General features: G+C 69.2%; 17 protein-coding genes. 12 read left to right on the forward strand and 5 right to left on the reverse strand.

Annotated elements, in window-relative coordinates; all coding sequences use genetic code 11:
* Together HA630_RS09345 and HA630_RS09350 are read right to left on the reverse strand one after the other, a co-directional pair.
* The coding region (locus HA630_RS09345; protein WP_166834257.1) for an FAD-binding oxidoreductase at positions 1 to 1,268 on the reverse strand (1,268 nt) is incomplete at its 3' end.
* 103 nt (positions 1,269 to 1,371) lie between these two features.
* On the reverse strand, positions 1,372 to 2,616 hold the full coding sequence (locus HA630_RS09350; RefSeq protein WP_166834259.1) for a YbfB/YjiJ family MFS transporter: 1,245 nt from the start codon (positions 2,614 to 2,616) through the stop codon (positions 1,372 to 1,374).
* 42 nt (positions 2,617 to 2,658) lie between these two features.
* Here HA630_RS09350 and HA630_RS09355 point away from each other — a divergent pair, with 42 nt between their 5' ends.
* Complete coding sequence (locus HA630_RS09355; protein ID WP_166834260.1) at positions 2,659 to 4,020, forward strand: aspartate aminotransferase family protein; 1,362 nt, start codon at positions 2,659 to 2,661, stop codon at positions 4,018 to 4,020.
* 12 nt (positions 4,021 to 4,032) lie between these two features.
* Here HA630_RS09355 and HA630_RS09360 read toward each other — a convergent pair whose 3' ends face one another.
* Positions 4,033 to 4,617 (reverse strand): hemerythrin domain-containing protein, encoded by a 585-nt coding sequence (locus HA630_RS09360; RefSeq protein ID WP_166834262.1) that lies wholly within the window; start codon positions 4,615 to 4,617, stop codon positions 4,033 to 4,035.
* Positions 4,618 to 4,701: 84 nt separating this feature from the next.
* On the reverse strand, positions 4,702 to 7,014 hold the full coding sequence (locus tag HA630_RS09365) for a cation-translocating P-type ATPase (protein ID WP_166834264.1): 2,313 nt from the start codon (positions 7,012 to 7,014) through the stop codon (positions 4,702 to 4,704).
* Between the two features lie 116 nt (positions 7,015 to 7,130).
* Between HA630_RS09365 and HA630_RS09370 the strand changes: the two genes are divergently transcribed.
* From HA630_RS09370 to HA630_RS09410, 9 genes are all read left to right on the forward strand, one after another.
* Positions 7,131 to 7,328, forward strand: a complete 198-nt coding sequence (locus tag HA630_RS09370; RefSeq protein WP_166834266.1) for a heavy-metal-associated domain-containing protein — start codon at positions 7,131 to 7,133, stop codon at positions 7,326 to 7,328.
* Between the two features lie 18 nt (positions 7,329 to 7,346).
* A complete protein-coding gene (gene cueR / locus HA630_RS09375) occupies positions 7,347 to 7,784 on the forward strand; it encodes a Cu(I)-responsive transcriptional regulator (protein WP_166834268.1) in 438 nt (145 codons plus the stop codon).
* A gap of 104 nt (positions 7,785 to 7,888) precedes the next feature.
* A complete protein-coding gene (locus HA630_RS09380) occupies positions 7,889 to 8,398 on the forward strand; it encodes a Spy/CpxP family protein refolding chaperone (RefSeq protein ID WP_166834271.1) in 510 nt (169 codons plus the stop codon).
* A gap of 401 nt (positions 8,399 to 8,799) precedes the next feature.
* The gene (gene minC, locus HA630_RS09385) at positions 8,800 to 9,537 is read left to right on the forward strand and encodes a septum site-determining protein MinC (RefSeq protein WP_166834273.1); all 738 of its coding nucleotides are present in this window, start codon (positions 8,800 to 8,802) and stop codon (positions 9,535 to 9,537) included.
* A 21-nt stretch (positions 9,538 to 9,558) separates the two neighbouring features.
* Complete coding sequence (minD, locus tag HA630_RS09390) at positions 9,559 to 10,371, forward strand: septum site-determining protein MinD (RefSeq protein WP_166834275.1); 813 nt, start codon at positions 9,559 to 9,561, stop codon at positions 10,369 to 10,371.
* Positions 10,372 to 10,376: 5 nt separating this feature from the next.
* Positions 10,377 to 10,637, forward strand: coding sequence for a cell division topological specificity factor MinE (minE, locus tag HA630_RS09395; RefSeq protein ID WP_166834277.1), 261 nt, complete (start codon positions 10,377 to 10,379; stop codon positions 10,635 to 10,637).
* Positions 10,638 to 10,972: 335 nt separating this feature from the next.
* Entirely contained in the window at positions 10,973 to 11,884 is a 912-nt protein-coding gene (locus HA630_RS09400; protein WP_371809235.1) for an ABC transporter substrate-binding protein, read from the forward strand.
* The gene (locus tag HA630_RS09405) at positions 11,881 to 12,774 is read left to right on the forward strand and encodes a proline/glycine betaine ABC transporter permease (RefSeq protein WP_166834281.1); all 894 of its coding nucleotides are present in this window, start codon (positions 11,881 to 11,883) and stop codon (positions 12,772 to 12,774) included. Before HA630_RS09400 ends, HA630_RS09405 begins: the two co-directional genes overlap by 4 nt.
* Complete coding sequence (locus tag HA630_RS09410) at positions 12,767 to 13,819, forward strand: glycine betaine/L-proline ABC transporter ATP-binding protein (protein WP_166834283.1); 1,053 nt, start codon at positions 12,767 to 12,769, stop codon at positions 13,817 to 13,819. The genes HA630_RS09405 and HA630_RS09410 overlap by 8 nt, the downstream gene beginning before the upstream one ends.
* 12 nt (positions 13,820 to 13,831) lie before the next feature.
* Here HA630_RS09410 and HA630_RS09415 read toward each other — a convergent pair whose 3' ends face one another.
* The gene (locus HA630_RS09415; RefSeq protein ID WP_166834285.1) at positions 13,832 to 14,314 is read right to left on the reverse strand and encodes a MarR family winged helix-turn-helix transcriptional regulator; all 483 of its coding nucleotides are present in this window, start codon (positions 14,312 to 14,314) and stop codon (positions 13,832 to 13,834) included.
* A 339-nt stretch (positions 14,315 to 14,653) separates the two neighbouring features.
* On the opposite strand from HA630_RS09415, the gene HA630_RS09420 reads away from it, so the two are divergent.
* Together HA630_RS09420 and HA630_RS09425 are read left to right on the forward strand one after the other, a co-directional pair.
* Positions 14,654 to 15,313: a DsbA family oxidoreductase gene (locus tag HA630_RS09420; protein WP_166834286.1), complete on the forward strand. Its 660-nt coding sequence runs from the start codon at positions 14,654 to 14,656 to the stop codon at positions 15,311 to 15,313.
* A 162-nt stretch (positions 15,314 to 15,475) separates the two neighbouring features.
* A partial coding sequence (locus HA630_RS09425) for an SDR family NAD(P)-dependent oxidoreductase (protein WP_166834288.1) occupies positions 15,476 to 15,824 on the forward strand: 349 nt, incomplete at its 3' end.

The following is a 15,824-nucleotide window of genomic DNA, read 5'->3' on the forward strand; positions in this document are numbered from 1 at the left end:
GGCCCGCCGGGAAAGGGCCGGTGCCGCAGGCGGGCGAACACGTCGAAACGTTCGGCCTGGCCCTGGATGGCCTCGGCCACCAACTGGCCCGCCAGCCCGGTCAGGGCCACGCCGTGGCCGCTGAAACCCTGCAGGTAGTACATGTGCGGTCCGACGCGGCCAAAGTCCGGCGCGCGGTTCATGCTGATGTCCACAAACCCGCCCCACACGAACTCCACCGGCACCGCGGCCAGTTCCGGGAAGATGGCCACCATGCGCTGGCGCATGACCTGCGCCAGGCGCGGCGGCGTGCGGGTGGTGTAGCTGACGCGGCCACCGAACAGCAGCCGGTGGTCGGCGCTGAAACGGAAGTAGTCGAGCACGAAGTTGTTGTCGCACACCGCGGCGTTGCGGGCGATGAGCCGCTGGCAGAGTTCGGGCGCCAGCGGTGCCGTGCCGATGATGTAGGTGCCCACCGGCATGGTGCGCGGGTGGATCTGGGGCAGCACGCCGGGCCCGTGTTCGGGCAAGCTGCAGTTGCCGGCCACCACGGCGTAACGGGCGCGCACCGTGCCCTGCGGCGTGTGCGCCACCACCCCCGCACCGGTCTGTGCCAGGGCGCGCACCGGGGTGTGCTCGTGCAGGATCACGCCCAGGCCCTGGGCCGCCCGCGCCAGCCCCAGCCCGTACTTGAGCGGGTGCAGGTGGCCCGACAGGCGCTCGTAGCCGGCCGCATGGTAGCGCGCGGAGCCGATGTGGCGCTGCACCTCGGCGCCGGTGGCCAGCTCGCACGCCAGGCCGTAGTCCCGCGCCTGGGCTTCCAGGTCGGCCAGCAGCGCGCGCGCCTTGCCGGGCGAGTCGGCCACGTACAGGTAGCCCTTGACCGCGTCGCAAGCAATGCCGAAACGGTCGATGCGCCGGTCGATCAGGTCCAGCGCCTGCAGCGACAGGTCCCACGCGCGGCGGGCGTCGGCGCGGCCCAGTTGCTGCTCGAACGGCCCCTGGCCCGAGGCGTAACCGACGATGGCCTGGCCCCCGTTGCGGCCGCTGGCGCCGCTGCAGACGCGGTCTGCCTCCAGCAGCAGCACCCGGAACCCCCGGTCGGCCAGCTCGAGCGCGGCGCTCAGGCCGGCAAAACCGCCACCCACCACCAGCACGTCGGCCTGGGCATCGCCCTGCAGCGGCGGCTGCGCCGCGCCGCGCGCGACACTGGCTTCGTAGTAGCTGTGCCGGTTGAGCTGGGTGTCGGACCGCAGCAACGATGGAACGGACAGGGGGGCGATCGGCATGGGGGTCCACCGGATGAATGGCCCTGTAAGTTAACCTTGGATCACCGCATCGCCGGTGCCATTTGGTCGCCGTCGGGCCCGGCCAATCGCAGCAGAGGGCCGTTCAAACCAGCGCCTTCTGGCGCCAGGCCAGCGCCGCCCCCAGCCACAGCGCCACGGCCGAAAACACCAGGCCACGCGCCAGGCCGCCCGGCCCGTCGGCAATGAAGCCGACCACCGTGGGCCCGACGATCTGCCCGGCCGCGAACACGGTGGTGAAGGCGCTGATGCCTGCGGCCCAGCGCACCGGCGGCAGGTTGTGCCGCACCAGCGCCGTGGTGGACGCCACGACCGACAGGAACACGCCGCCGAACAGTGCGCCCGAAGCCAGCAGCACCGGCCAGGCCGAGGTCAGCGCCGGCAGCACCGTGGCCAGCCCGAGCAGGGCGTTGAGCCGCGCCAGGGGTTGGCCGTTTTTGTAGCGGTCCAGCAGGCCGGCCCAGATGCGCGACGACGCCACCACCGCCAGCCCCAGCAGGCTGTAGAAAAAAGTGACGGCGCCGCTGCCGTGCCCCTGGTCGCGCAGCAGCGCGATGACGAAGGTCATGTAACCGATGTAGCCCACCCCGAACAGGGTGTAGCCCGCCAGCGCCGGGGTGAAGCGCCACAGCGACACCGGGGCCGGCGCGGCGGGGGCAGAGGCGGCCGTGGCGGTGCTGGCACTGGCCCCGCGGTCGTGCCGGCGCAGGGCACCCGCCACCCAGGCCAGCGCCCCGGTGGCCAGCGCGCACAGGCCGGCCAGGGCCCACCAGGCCCAGGCCCAGGCGTGCGGCCGATCGGCCAGTGCCTGCAGCACCCAGGGCACGGTCACGGCCGAAGCCACGATGCCCCAGCCGGTGCCGCCGTAGTACAGCCCCAGCAACAACCCGCTGCGCAGCGGCCAATGCGCGCCCAGCCGCGCCGCCAGCAAGCCCCCGGCGATGAACACCCAGGCACTGGCCAGACCGGCCAGCAGCCGTTGCGCCAGCAAGGGCGCCGCGTCCACAAAAAAGCCGCTGCCGGCCATGAACCCGCTGGCCAGCGCCGCGCCCCACAGCAACAGCCGTTCGGGCCCCAAGCGCCGCATCAGCCACGGCGTGGCCAGGGCGCCCAGCAGGTAACCCAGGGCGTTGAAGGTGTTCATGGCGCCGGCCAGGGTGTAGCTCCAGCCCAGGTCGGCGCGCATGGGCGGCAACAGCAGGCCGTAGGCAAAACGCGTCACTCCCAGCGACACGGCCGCCCCCAGCGACAGCACCAAGGCCAGCCGCCAGGCCAACCCCGGCAATTCGGTGGAAGGCCCCCCAGCGGACCCATCAAACGGTGTAGACATGGTTCCGCATTCTGCGCCCGCCCCGCCGTAAGCTGTGGCCCCATGAGCGACACCCCCGTGATGCCTCCCCGGCTGGCGCCGCTGTTCGCGGCCGAACGCCAGCGTTTCATCGATGCCCACCCGCGCTCGCTGGCCCTGTCGCAGCGGGCACAGGCGCACTTCCTGTTCGGCGTGCCACTGCACTGGATGCGCGACTGGCCCAGCCCCGCCACCCTGTTCGTGCGCCAGGCGCAGGGCGTGACCCTGGAATGCGCCGACGGCCTGCGCCACACCGACTTCTGCCTGGGCGACACCGGCGCCATGTTCGGCCACAGCCCGCCCCCGGTGGCCGAAGCCATTGCCCACCAGGCCGCGCGCGGCCTGACCTGCATGCTGCCCAGCACCGAGGCGGCAGACGTGGGCGAACGGCTGGCGCAACGCTTCGGCCTGCCCTGCTGGCAGCTGGCCCTGACGGCCAGCGACGCCAACCGCTTCGTGCTGCGCTGGGCGCGCGCCGTGACGCGGCGGCCCCAGGTGCTGGTGTTCGACGGCTGCTACCACGGCGCGGTGGACGACACCCTGGTGGACCGCGACCCCGCGACCGGCCAGACCGTGCCGCGCCCGTCGGTGCTGGGGCAGGTGCACAACCACGCGGCCCACACCCGGGTGGTGCCGTTCAACGACCTGGCCGCGCTGGAGGCAGCGCTGGCGCCTGGCGACGTGGCCGCGCTGCTGGCCGAACCGGCGCTGACCAACTTCGGGCTGGTGCCGCCCGCACCCGGCTTCTGGGCCGCGGCCCAGGCCCTGTGCCAACGCCACGGCACCCTGCTGGTGCTGGACGAAACCCACACCCTGTCCTGCGGCCCCGGCGGCCACGCGCGCCAGCACGGCCTGCGGCCCGACGTGCTGGTGGTGGGCAAGGCGGTGGCCGGCGGCCTGCCCTGCGCGGTGTACGGCTTCACCGGGGCACTGGCCGAGCGCATGCGCGCCGCCAAGGACGGTGCGCCCGAAGGCCACAGCGGCATCGGCACCACCCTGAGCGCCAACCCGCTGACCCTGGCCGCCCTGCACGCCGCCCTGAACCACCTGCACACCGAAGCGGCCTACGCCCCCATGCTGGCGCGGGCCGAACAACTGGAGCAGGGGCTGCTGCGGCGCATCCAGGCGGCGGGCCGGCCCTGGACCGTCACCCGCCTGGGCGCCCGACTGGAACTGCAGTTCATGCCCCACACGCCACGCCACGCGCAGGACGTGCGCGACCTCGGCCAGCCGGCGCTGGAGGCCTGCACCCACCTGTTCATGCTGAACCGGGGGGTGTTGCTCACCCCCTTCCACAGCATGATGTTGTGCGCCCCGGCCACCACCGCAGGCCAGGTGGCGCAGCTGCTGCAGGCCTTCGACGAACTGCTGGCCACCCTGCCCTGAGGCGGCCTCGGCTCAGCCACCCAGGCCGATGGGCGCCGGGGCGTCGTGCAGGATGCGCTGGAACAGCCGCTCGTACAGGGGCGCCGGCGCGTGCTGGCGCGTCAACGGATCCTGGTTGGCGGCAAACGCTTCGTCCAGCGCGGCCCAGTCGGCCGCACCCAGGCAGCGCTCGGCCACCGGCAGGATCTCGGTTTCCTCGGTGCGCATGTGCTCCAGGTAAAAACCGACGTAGCGGTCCAGCGCCTGCACAAACGACTGGCGCCTGGCCGCGCCCAGGAACTTCCACGCCAGCAGCTGGTGCTGCAGGGCCCGCACCGCCACTTCGCCCTGGATGTGGTCCTGCTCCAGCCGCTCGATGGCGGCCATGGCCTCGGGCGCCGCCCGCGCCACGCGCGGGAACAGCAGGTTCGACTCCTTGGGGTGGTGCAGCCGCTCCGGGAATTCGTCGATGTAGAACAGCATGGCCTGCACCGTGTCGAAAAACCGTTCGTCCGGCTCGACCGGGGCTTGCCGCACCAGCTGTTGCAGGGAGCGCAGCATGGCGGCCAGCGCCATGTGTTCGTCGCGGATGGTGCGCAGGGATGCGGGGATGGCCATGGGGAATCCTCCTTCAATTCTGGAAGCATGGCAGCCCGCGGGCGGAGCGGTGTTGACGCAGGTCAAGGCGGCCGGGCGCGCGCTTCAGCGTGGCGGGACCGACCCTTGCCCCGGTCGCCAGCGCTGCAACAGCAGGGCGTTGGTGACCACGCTCACCGAACTCAGCGCCATGGCCGCGCCGGCCACCACCGGGTTCAGGTAGCCCAGCGCCGCCAACGGGATGCCGGCCACGTTGTAGGCAAAGGCCCAGAACAGGTTCTGCCGGATCTTGCCCACGGTGCGGCGCGAAATGTCCAGCGCGGCGGCGACCAGGCGCGGGTCGCCCCGCATCAGGGTGATGCCGGCCGCGTGCATGGCCACGTCGGAGCCGCCGCGGGCGTGGCCCATGGCCAGGCCCACGTCGGCGGCGGCCAGCGCCGGGGCGTCGTTCACGCCGTCGCCCACCATGGCCACGCGGTGGCCGCCGGCTTTGAGTCCGGCCACATGCGCGGCCTTGTCGCCGGGCAACACCTCGGCCAGCACCTCGCCGGCCTCGGGCCGCAGGCCCAGGCGGCGGGCCATGGCCTCGGCGGCGCCGCGGTTGTCGCCGGAAATCATCACCAGCCGCAGGCCGCGCGCGCGCAGGCCGGCCACGGCCTCGGCGGCACCGGGTTTGGCCTCGTCGGCAAAGGCCAGCAGCGCCAGCGGGCGGACCGGGCCCACGCCGTCCGCCGTGTCCTGGCCCGCCCCCACGGCCAGTGCCGACACGGTCGCGCCCTCGGCCTGCAGGTCGCGGGCGGCGTCGGCCAGCGGCCCCAGCGCCACCCCCAGTTCGTCCATCCAGCGCAGGCTGCCCAGGTACAGGGCGGCACCCTGCACCCGCCCGCGCGTGCCGCGGCCGGGCACCGCCTGCACGTCTTCGGCGGTCTGGGCGTCGGTGGACGCGTGGGCTGCGGCCTGCACCACGGCCCGGGCCAGCGGGTGTTCGCTCTGCGCCTGCAGCGCGGCGGCGGCCTGCAGCGCGCCGGCGTCGTCCACCCCGTCGGCGGGCACCAGCCGCAGCAGGCGCGGCTCGCCCACGGTCAGGGTGCCGGTCTTGTCGAAGGCCACCGTGTCCACCCGGTGCGCCAGCTCCAGGGCTTCGGCGTCTTTGATGAGGATGCCGTGCCGCGCCGCCACCCCGGTGCCGGCCATGATGGCCGCGGGCGTGGCCAGGCCCAGCGCGCAGGGGCAGGCGATGACCAGCACCGCCACCGCGTGCAGCAAGGCGTCTTCCACCGGTGCACCCTGCCAGCCCCACCAGCCCAGGAAGGTCAGACCCGCCAGCGCCAGCACCGTGGGCACGAACACCGCGGCCACTCGGTCCACCAGCCGCTGCACCGGGGCCTTGGCGGCCTGGGCGTCCTGCACCAGGGCAATGATGCGCTGCAGCACGCTCTGCGCGCCCACCGCCGTCACCCGCACCTGCACCGCGCCGTCGCCGTTGAGGCTGCCGCCGGTCACGGCGTCGCCGGCCTGCTTGGGCACCGGCATCGGCTCGCCGGTCAGCATGGACTCGTCCACCTGCGTCTGGCCCTGGTGCACCGTGCCGTCGGCCGGCAGGCGTTCGCCCGGGCGCACCAGCACCAGGTCGCCGGGCAGCAGTTCGGCCACGGGCACGTCCTGCAGCGCTTCGCGTTTCACGCCGTCGGGCAGCAGGTGCGCCATTTCGGGCCGCAGCGCGTGCAGTGCGCGGATGGCCTCGGTGGTCCGGTGCTTGGCGCGGGCCTCCAGCCACTTGCCCAGCAGCACCAGGGTGATGACCACGGCCGAGGCCTCGTAATACAGGTGCACCATGGCGCCGGTTTCGGCGCGCCACCAGAGCCAGGTGCTCATGCCCCAGGCCGCGCTGGTGCCGATGGCCACCAGCAGTTCCATGTTGCCGCTCAGCGCCTTCAGCGCGTGCCAGCCGGCGCGGTAAAAACGCGCGCCCAACACAAACTGCACCGGCGTGGCCAGCAGGAACTGGATCCACGCGGGCAGCATCCAGTGCTGGCCGAACAGGTCGCCCACCATGGGACCGGCCAAGGGCAGCGACAGCAGCACGCCCAGCCACACCGGCCAGGCGTCGCGCGGCACCCCGAGCCAGGTCGGCGCGGTGGCATCGGACGGTGACGCCAGTGGCCGGGGCTCGTAGCCGGCGTCGCGCACCGCGCGCTGGATGCGCGCGGTCATGACGCTGGCCTCGGCGTCGGCCTGGGGGGTATCGCGCCAGCGCACCCGCGCCGATTCGGTGGCCAGGTTGACCGCCGCGTCCTGCACGCCGGGCAACTTTTTCAGCGCCCGTTCGACGCGCGAGACACAGGAGGCACAGGTCATGCCGCCGATGCCGAGGTCCAGTTCGCACAGCTCGGGGGCGGGGGCGGGGGCGGTGTTCATGCGCGCAGTATGAACCTTGCCACCGTGTCAGCGTCAAGCGGTCGGGCAGGTCTTGACCTTTCCACCGTGTCAAGGTTCATACTTGTGTCCGTTGTCCCCCCCTTTCAGGAGCCCCCATGAACCAGACCTTCACCGTGACCGGCATGACCTGCGGCCATTGCGAAAAAGCCGTGACCCAGGCCATTCGGGCCGTGGACCCGCAGGCCCAGGTACGCATCGACCGCGCCCAGAACCGGGTGGAGGTGGACAGCACCCAGCCGCGCGCAGCCCTGGCCCAGGCCATCGCCGAAGAAGGCTACGCGGTCGCCGCCTGACGGCCTGAACCGCCGCCCATGGCTTCGCCACCCGACACCACCGCCCGGCCACCCGGCGGCTGGCCGGTCCACATCGGCCAGGCCGCGGCCCGCTCGGGCGTGTCGGCCAAAATGGTGCGGCACTACGAAACGCTGGGGTTGCTGGCGCCGGTGGCCCGCACCGACAGCGGCTACCGCCTCTACACCGAGGCCGACGTGCACACGCTGCGCTTCATCAAACGCGCCCGCGACCTGGGTTTTTCCATGGCCGACATCGGCGAACTGGTGGGGCTGTGGCACGACCAGGGGCGCAGCAGCGCCCAGGTCCGGCAGATCGCACAGCGGCAACTGCAGGCGCTGGAGGAGCGCATCGCGCAGCTGCAGGCCATGGCGCGCAGCCTGCAAGGGCTGACCGCGTGCTGCCACGGGGACGACCGGCCGGACTGCCCGATCCTGGACGACCTGGCCGGGCTTTGACCCCGCTTGACGCTTCTTTACACCGGCGTCACATCGCAGCGGTGGCCACGACACACGCGCGGCCGACACTGGCCTCACCGCAACCCCCAAAGAAAGGCCCGCCCATGACACCCCTCACCCAACGCCTGCTCATCGCCGCCGCCACCGCTGGCGTGCTGGCCACCACCGCCAGCGCCTGGGCCTTTGGCGGCGGCCGGGGCCACTGCGACAGCGCGCCAGACGCTCCGCGCGCCGAACGCCTGCAAGAACGCCATGCACCACGCCTGGCCGAACACGAAGCCCGCCTGAAAGACGCGTTGAAGCTGACGCCGGCCCAGGCCGGCGCGTGGCAGGCCTTCAGCACCGCCATGCAAGCGCCCAAGACAAGCAAGCAAAGGCTGAACCGCGCCGAGTGGGCCACGCTGACCACGCCCCAGCGCATGGAAAAGATGCAGGCCCTGCGCGCCGAACGCGACGCCCGCCTGAACGAACGCCTCGAAGCCGTCAAAACGTTCTACGCCACGCTCAGCCCCGAGCAGCAACAAACCTTTGACGCCCAGCACCAGCGCCTGGGCCGCCACGGGGGCCCGGGCCGCGAACGGCCAGGCCACCCGCACCCGCCACGGCACGGTTGACCGGCCCTGCCGGCGGGCACTCCGGCCCCCACCGCCACCCACCAGCCCCCGGGCTGGTTTTTTTTCGTCCGCACAACCCTGTGGACAAAAAAAGAACAAGCGGCCAGTTGTCCACAGCCTTGGGAAAAATCGAAAAGTTGTGCCCAACCACGCGCCGCGTTCCCAGGGTCGGGTCCACACCTTAGTCCGGTGTTCAAGTCCATGATTTGCCAACGCTTTTGGCCCTTGTGCACAGCCGGGGCCCGGCTCTACTACTACGACTATTTTGAAAATTAAGAACAAAGACAGGTAGTTGGACAAGCTTTTGGCGCCCGCGAGGCACCCGGGCAGGCCCACCGGGGCTCGCGCCCCAAAACCCGCGGGCCGGCTGTTAAGATTTGGTTTTTTCAGGCCCACACCGCATGAACTCCCCCGCCGCCGGCGCCCGGTCTTTCGAGATCAAGAGCGCACAACTGCCTTTGGTGGCACTGCTGCTGCGCTCGGCAGACCCGGCGACGCTGGACCAGGACCTGACCGAACGCTTTGGCGCCCACCCGGACTTTTTCGACCAAGACCCTTTGCTGGTGGACATGACCGGGCTGCAAGACCCGATCAGTCCGCTGGAAATGCAGGCCCTGCTGGGCGTGCTGCGCCGCTTTCGGCTGCAACCCGTGGCCTACCGCGGCGGCAGCGCCGACCACCAGGGCGCCGCCGCCCAGGCCGGCCTGGTGCGGGCGGACGAAGCCAGCTGGGTGCGGGCCCAGCCCCACCCCACCGAGGCAGCGCCCGCGGCCGAACCCCCATCCCCGGTCGCGTTGGCGGCCCTGGTGGTGGACCGCCCGCTGCGCTCCGGCCAGCAGGTCTACGCCCGCGGGCGCGACCTGGTGGTGCTGGCCATGGTCAACCCCGGGGCCGAGGTGATCGCCGACGGCCACATCCACGTGTACGCGCCGCTGCGCGGCAAGGCGATCGCCGGCGCCCGGGGCAACGCCGACGCCCGCATCTTTGCCCAGACGCTGGAGGCCGAACTCGTCTCCATCGCCGGGGTGTACCGCACCAGCGACGTGGCTTTGCCCGACAATGTGCGCGGCAAACCGGCCCAGGTGCGCCTGCACAGCGGCCCCGACGGCGACAAGCTGTTGCTCGAACCCCTACTCTGACGCTTGGAAAGAACCCCCAATATGGCCAAAATCGTTGTCGTGACCTCCGGCAAGGGCGGTGTGGGCAAAACCACCACCAGCGCCAGCTTTGCCACCGGTCTGGCGCTCAAAGGTTTCAAGACCGTCGTCATCGACTTCGACGTCGGCCTGCGCAACCTCGACCTGATCATGGGCTGCGAACGCCGCGTGGTGTACGACTTCATCAACGTCATCCACCACGAAGCCAACCTGAACCAGGCGCTGATCAAGGACAAGCAGTGCGACAACCTGTTCGTGCTGGCCGCCAGCCAGACGCGCGACAAGGATGCGCTGACGCAGGACGGCGTGGAGCGCGTGCTCAACGACCTGGCGGGCATGGGCTTTGATTACATCGTTTGCGACTCGCCGGCCGGTATCGAAACCGGGGCCCTGATGGCCATGCACTTTGCCGACGAAGCCCTGGTGGTGACCAACCCCGAGGTCTCCAGCGTGCGCGACAGCGACCGCATCCTGGGCATGCTGGGCAGCAAGACGAAGCGCGCCATCGAAGGCCAGGCGCCGATCAAGGAACACCTGCTCATCACCCGCTACAACCCGAGCCGGGTGCAGGACGGCCAGATGCTGTCGCTGGAGGACATCCAGGACATCCTGCGCATCCCGCTGATCGGTGTGATCCCGGAAAGCGAAAGCGTGCTGCAGGCGTCCAACCAGGGCGTGCCGGCGGTGCACCTGCAGGGCAGCGACGTGTCCGAGGCCTACAAGGACGTGATCGAACGTTTCCTGGGCAACGACCGCCCGCTGCGCTTCATCGACGCCGAGAAGCCCGGCTTCTTCAAACGCCTGTTCGGGAGGTGAGCGGCATGTCTTTCCTGTCTTTCCTGCTGGGCGAAAAAAAGAAGTCGGCCAGTGTGGCCAAGGAACGCCTGCAGATCATCCTGGCGCACGAACGCAGCGGCCGCAACGCCGCCGAGCCCGACTACCTGCCCGACCTGCAACGCGAGCTGATGGCGGTGATCAGCAAGTACGTGCGCATCAACCCGGACGACATCAAGGTCCAGCTCGAACGCCAGGACAACCTGGAAGTGCTGGAAGTGAAAATCGAGTTGCCGGACGCCCGCTGACGCGGGAATGCCCAGGCCAGATTCCCAGGACGCCAGTCCAGAGATCTGGCCTTTTTCTTGACAAATATATTTATACAAATACAATTATTTGGCCTGCCACCTCACGGGTGATTTGTAGGCACACCAGCAAATCGCCCCGTTTCGCCGTGGGTGGCTGGTTTTCCAGGCCTGTCACAGCCAGCACCACTGGCCATCTTCTGGCACTTTCGTGCGACGGCAGGACCGGATTTCGCATTTACAGGAGTGAACCCATTACCCCTTTCCACAAAGCCGTCAGTGTCTTGGCCTTGGCCGCCGTGCCTGGTTTGTCTGCCGCTGCCTGCGGCAAAGTCACGGTGGCCAGCATGAATTGGCAGTCGGCCGAGGTGCTGGCCGAAATTGACCAGATCATCCTGAGCCAGGGCTATGGCTGCGAGGTGGAGATCGTGCCCGGCGACACCATGCCCACGCTGACGTCGATGATGGAAAAGGGCAAACCCGATGTGGCACCCGAAGCCTGGGTCAACGCCGTGCGCCAGCCGCTGGAAGCGGCGGTGAGAGAGGGCCGTTTGCACTTCGCGGCCCAGTCGCTGCAAGACGGCGGTGTCGAAGGCTGGTGGATACCGAAGTACGTGGCCGACGCCAACCCCGGCATCAAAACCATCGAAGACGCCTTGAAGCATCCCAAGCTGTTCCCGGCGCCCGAAGACAAATCCAAGGGCGCTGTGCACAACTGTCCAGCCGGCTGGAACTGCCAGCTCACCACCGGCAACGCCTTCCGGGCATGGGGCGCAAAAGAAAAAGGCTTCCTGCTGGTGGACACCGGCTCGGCCGCAGGCCTGGACGGCTCCATTGCCAAGGCCTACGAGCGCCAGCAAGGCTGGTTGGGTTACTACTGGGCACCCACTTCGATTCTGGGCAAATACGAGATGGTCAAGCTCGATGCCGGTGTGCCGCACGACAAGGCGGCTTGGGAAAGCTGCAACGCCCAGCCCGACTGCGCCAACCCCCAAAAGAACGACTGGGCCCGTGCCGAGGTGTACACGGTGGTCACCGACCGCTTTCAGAAAGCCGGGGGTCCGGCGGTGCGATACCTGCAGCAGCGCAGTTGGGGCAACGACACCGTCAACGGTCTGCTGGCCTGGATGACCGACAACCAGGCCGACGGCAAGCAAGGCGCCCGCCACTTCCTGAAAACCCAGCCCGAGGTTTGGGCCAATTGGGTCACGCCTGACGTGGCCGCCAAGGTGAAAGCCGCCGTTCGATGAACCAGGACTGGCTGGAAGCGTTTCCGGCGCTGGGCACCGAGACGCTGAGTGCACTGCGCCGTTTCATCGACGGGGCCTTTCGCCACTTCACGCGGGAACACGGCGAAGCGTTGGAAAACTTCTTCGAGCCGCTGCGCCAATTCCTGTTGCTGTCGGAACGGTTGCTGACGCAATCGCCCTGGCCGCTGGTGATGGCTGGCATCGCGCTGGTGGCTTGGCTGGCGTCGCGCTCCATGAAGATCGTGGCCGGCACTCTGCTGACGCTGCTGGCCATCGGCATCCTGGGCATGTGGGAAGACACGATGAAGACCATTTCGATGATCTTCGTCTGCACCGTGGTGGCGATCGCCGTCGGCTTGCCGGTGGGCATCGTGATGAGCCGGTCCGACCGCCTGCAACGCTACGTCAACCCAACGTTGGACGTGATGCAGACCATGCCCAGCTTCGTCTACCTGATTCCGGTGGTGATGCTGCTGGGGATTGGCCGCGTGCCGGGCTTGATCGCGGTGGTGATTTACGCCATTCCGCCGGTGATCCGTTTCACCAACCTGGGCATCCGCCTGGTGGACAAGGACCTGCTGGAAGCCGCCGATGCGTTCGGCTCGTCGGGGTGGCAGCGCATGCGCCAGGTGCAACTGCCGCTGGCACTGCCCACCATCATGGCGGGCATCAACCAGACCATCATGTTGTCGCTGTCCATGGTCGTCATCGCGTCCATGATCGGCGTGCAGGGCCTGGGTCAGCCGGTGCTCAAGGCCATCACCAACCAGTACTTCACCATGGGGTTGCTCAACGGCATGGCCATCGTCGGCATCGCCATTGTGTTCGACCGTGCTTCGCAGGCCTACGGCAAACGGCTGCAAAAGCACCTGGAGGTCCAGCATGGCTGACGCCGCGAAAACCGGCATTCAGGTGCGCGACCTGTACAAAATTTTCGGGCCCACGCCCGAGAAATTTTTGGATGCGGTGCGTCAGGGCATGAGCAAGCAGGAACTGCGCGACGTGCATGGTCACGTGCTGGGCCTGCGCAACATCCACATCGACATGCCGGCGGGTGGCATCCAGGTGGTGATGGGGCTGTCGGGTTCCGGCAAGAGCACGCTGATCCGCCACATCAACCGTCTGATCGACCCCAGCGCCGGCCAAGTGCTGGTGGAGGTGGAGGGCCAAACCGTGGACGTGGTGCAGATGCGACCGGCCGAACTGCTGAAGTTCCGTCGCGAGCAGACGGCCATGGTGTTTCAGAAGTTTGCGTTGTTTCCCCACTTCACCGTGATGGAGAACGTGGAATACGGCCTGCAGATCCAGGGCGTGCGGCGCAAGGCGCGGCAGGAAGCGGCACAACGCTGGATCGAACGGGTGGGCCTGAAAGGCTACGAAGACCACTACCCCAACCAGCTCTCGGGCGGCATGCAGCAGCGCGTGGGTCTGGCGCGGGCCTTGACCAATGACGTGCCCATTTTGCTGATGGACGAGGCGTTTTCGGCGCTGGACCCGCTGATCCGGGCCGACATGCAGAGCGTGTTGCTCGATTTGCAGCAGGAGATTGGCAAGACCGTCGTGTTCATCACCCACGACCTGGACGAAGCCCTGCGCCTGGGCGACCGCATCGCCATCCTGCGCGACGGTGAGGTGGTGCAACAAGGCACGGGCCAGCAAATCGTGCTGCAGCCGGCCGACGACTACATCGCCAGTTTTGTGCGCGACGTCAACCGTGGCCGGGTGATCCGTTGCCGCACCTTGATGCAGCCGGGTACCGTGCCGGTGGCCGGGCCGTCGGTGGACGCCAGCCTGGTGATCGAGGAAGCCGTGCGTCAGTTGAACACCGATGGGCAGGAAATGGCGAACGTGGTCAACAGCCAGGGCAAGCACCTGGGCACACTGGCCATGGGCGACATCATCGCCGCCATGGTGCCGCCGCGCGAAGTGGCCTGAAGCGCCGGCGGGTCAGAGTTCGGCCAGCGGGATGCCGCCGGCCTGTTCGTCGGCCTTGAGGGCGTGGATCACTTGGGTCAGGTCGGCTTGCAGGCGGGCCAGCGTGTCCGGGGCAAGTTGCTGCAAGGCTTCGGGCAACACCCCTTCGTAGGGCCCGGGGACGCCTTGCAGCAGCGTCAGGGCAGCCGGCTCCACGTACAGGTGCACGCCGCGCCGGTCCACGGTGGACTTTTCGGTGCGCACCAGTTGGCGCTTGACCAGTTGCCGCACCAGATTGCTGGCGGTGGACTGGTGGACGTCCATGGCCTGGGCCAGTTCGTTCATGCCCACGCCGGGCCGCTGCTGGATGACGTTGAGCGCCCACACCTGGGCACCGCCAATGCCCACTCGCTTTTCCACCTGCTGGAAATGGGTGCGGACCGCGTTGAACACCACGCGGAATTGCCGCAACACCTGGGCGGGCAGTTCCGGCGTGGTGCCGGTGGGGGGAGACAAAGCGGGGGCGGAAGCGGTGGACGCGCGCACGGTGTTGGGGACGTGGTGGAATGCCTAAATCATGCACCAACCCGGGGTCCTGGAACCCGCCCGCTGCAAAAAAAAGGGCCCGAAGAGGGCCCAGGATCAAGTGATCAAAATTGCTCGGCTCTCGTTTGCCTGCGGATCCAATTGTATTTGTATAAATTCATTTACCACAAGCGCGATGTTGCAAAGAAATGACAACGACCCGTGTGTCGCAGGGCCGGCCGTTGGCCGCATGCGGGAAAGTTGGGGCTGATACCATCGATCCAACGGCTTGGACCCCAAGCCCTATTCCCCCATTTCCCATTCTTGGCCATGACCCAGACCGTGCAGATCGATTTCGTCTCGGACATTTCCTGCCCCTGGTGCGCCGTGGGCCTGTCTTCCCTGGCGCTGGCGCTGGAGCGCCTGCACCCCGAGGTGGTGGCCCTGGTCCGGGTCCATCCCTTCGAGCTGAACCCGGCCATGGGCCCGGGCGGCCAGGACGTTGGGGAACACCTGACCGAAAAGTACGGCTCCACCCCCGAACAGCAGGCGCAGATCCGCCAGACCCTGGTCGAGCGCGGGGCGGCGGTGGGCTTCACCTTCCACCCCGAGGGTCGGGGCCGCATCTACAACACCTTCAACGCCCACCGCCTGTTGCACTGGGCCGGCGAGGCCCACCCCGAGCGCCAGTTGGCCCTGAAAATGGCGCTGCTGCTGGCCTGCCACCGCGACCGCCAAGCCATGGACGAGCCGGCGGTGCTGGTGCAGGCCGCGGTGGACGCCGGGCTGGACGCCGTTCGGGCGCACGCCATCCTGGCCAGCGACGCATACGCCGATGCGGTGCGCGAGAGCGAGGCCTTCTTTACCCAGGCCGGCATCCGCGCCGTGCCGGCGGTCATCGTCAACCGGCGCCACCTGATTTCGGGCGGCCAGCCGGTCGAGGCCTACGAGCGGGCGCTGCGCGACCTCGCCGCCCAGGCCACGGCCTGAGGCCGCGTCCCGGCGCGCGGGGTCCGCGCGCCACCTGGGTGACAGCGCATACACCCAGCCCCGGCCTACCATGGGGCCGGCCACCCCCCTGACCGGCCCGGGGTGGCGCCAGACACCTGCACACCCCCGCACGGCCGGGTGCGACCCACGGAGACACCCCCCATGCAACACACCCTCCAAGGCCAGGTGGCCTGGGTCACGGGCGGCGGCAGCGGCATCGGCCTGGCCGCGGCCACCGCGCTGGCCCGTGCCGGCGCCCACGTCGTCGTCACCGGCCGCAACCCCGCCACCAACGCCAGCGCCCTGGCCGCGCTGCAAGCCGTGGGCAGCGCCGAGGTCTGCCCGCTCGACGTGGCCGACCGGCACGCCGTGCAGCGCTGTGCCGAGCAGCTGCTGGCGCGCCAAGGCCGCCTCGACATTTTGGTCAACAGCGCGGGCACCAACGCCACCCGGCGCAATTTCGACGTGCTCACCCCCGAGGCCTGGGACGAGGTGGTCGCCATCAACCTCT

This window comes from Aquabacterium sp. A08 (assembly GCF_011742065.1).

What these genes read in the sequence shown, in the direction of transcription:
- HA630_RS09350 (WP_166834259.1), bottom strand. Translation starts at nt 2,616, where the DNA reads ATGTCTACACCGTTTGATGGGTCCGCTGGGGGGCCTTCCACCGAATTG.
- HA630_RS09355 (WP_166834260.1), top strand. Translation starts at nt 2,659, where the DNA reads ATGAGCGACACCCCCGTGATGCCTCCCCGGCTGGCGCCGCTGTTCGCG.
- HA630_RS09360 (WP_166834262.1), bottom strand. Translation starts at nt 4,617, where the DNA reads ATGGCCATCCCCGCATCCCTGCGCACCATCCGCGACGAACACATGGCG.
- HA630_RS09365 (WP_166834264.1), bottom strand. Translation starts at nt 7,014, where the DNA reads ATGAACACCGCCCCCGCCCCCGCCCCCGAGCTGTGCGAACTGGACCTC.
- HA630_RS09370 (WP_166834266.1), top strand. Translation starts at nt 7,131, where the DNA reads ATGAACCAGACCTTCACCGTGACCGGCATGACCTGCGGCCATTGCGAA.
- cueR (WP_166834268.1), top strand. Translation starts at nt 7,347, where the DNA reads ATGGCTTCGCCACCCGACACCACCGCCCGGCCACCCGGCGGCTGGCCG.
- HA630_RS09380 (WP_166834271.1), top strand. Translation starts at nt 7,889, where the DNA reads ATGACACCCCTCACCCAACGCCTGCTCATCGCCGCCGCCACCGCTGGC.
- minC (WP_166834273.1), top strand. Translation starts at nt 8,800, where the DNA reads ATGAACTCCCCCGCCGCCGGCGCCCGGTCTTTCGAGATCAAGAGCGCA.
- minD (WP_166834275.1), top strand. Translation starts at nt 9,559, where the DNA reads ATGGCCAAAATCGTTGTCGTGACCTCCGGCAAGGGCGGTGTGGGCAAA.
- minE (WP_166834277.1), top strand. Translation starts at nt 10,377, where the DNA reads ATGTCTTTCCTGTCTTTCCTGCTGGGCGAAAAAAAGAAGTCGGCCAGT.
- HA630_RS09405 (WP_166834281.1), top strand. Translation starts at nt 11,881, where the DNA reads ATGAACCAGGACTGGCTGGAAGCGTTTCCGGCGCTGGGCACCGAGACG.
- HA630_RS09410 (WP_166834283.1), top strand. Translation starts at nt 12,767, where the DNA reads ATGGCTGACGCCGCGAAAACCGGCATTCAGGTGCGCGACCTGTACAAA.
- HA630_RS09420 (WP_166834286.1), top strand. Translation starts at nt 14,654, where the DNA reads ATGACCCAGACCGTGCAGATCGATTTCGTCTCGGACATTTCCTGCCCC.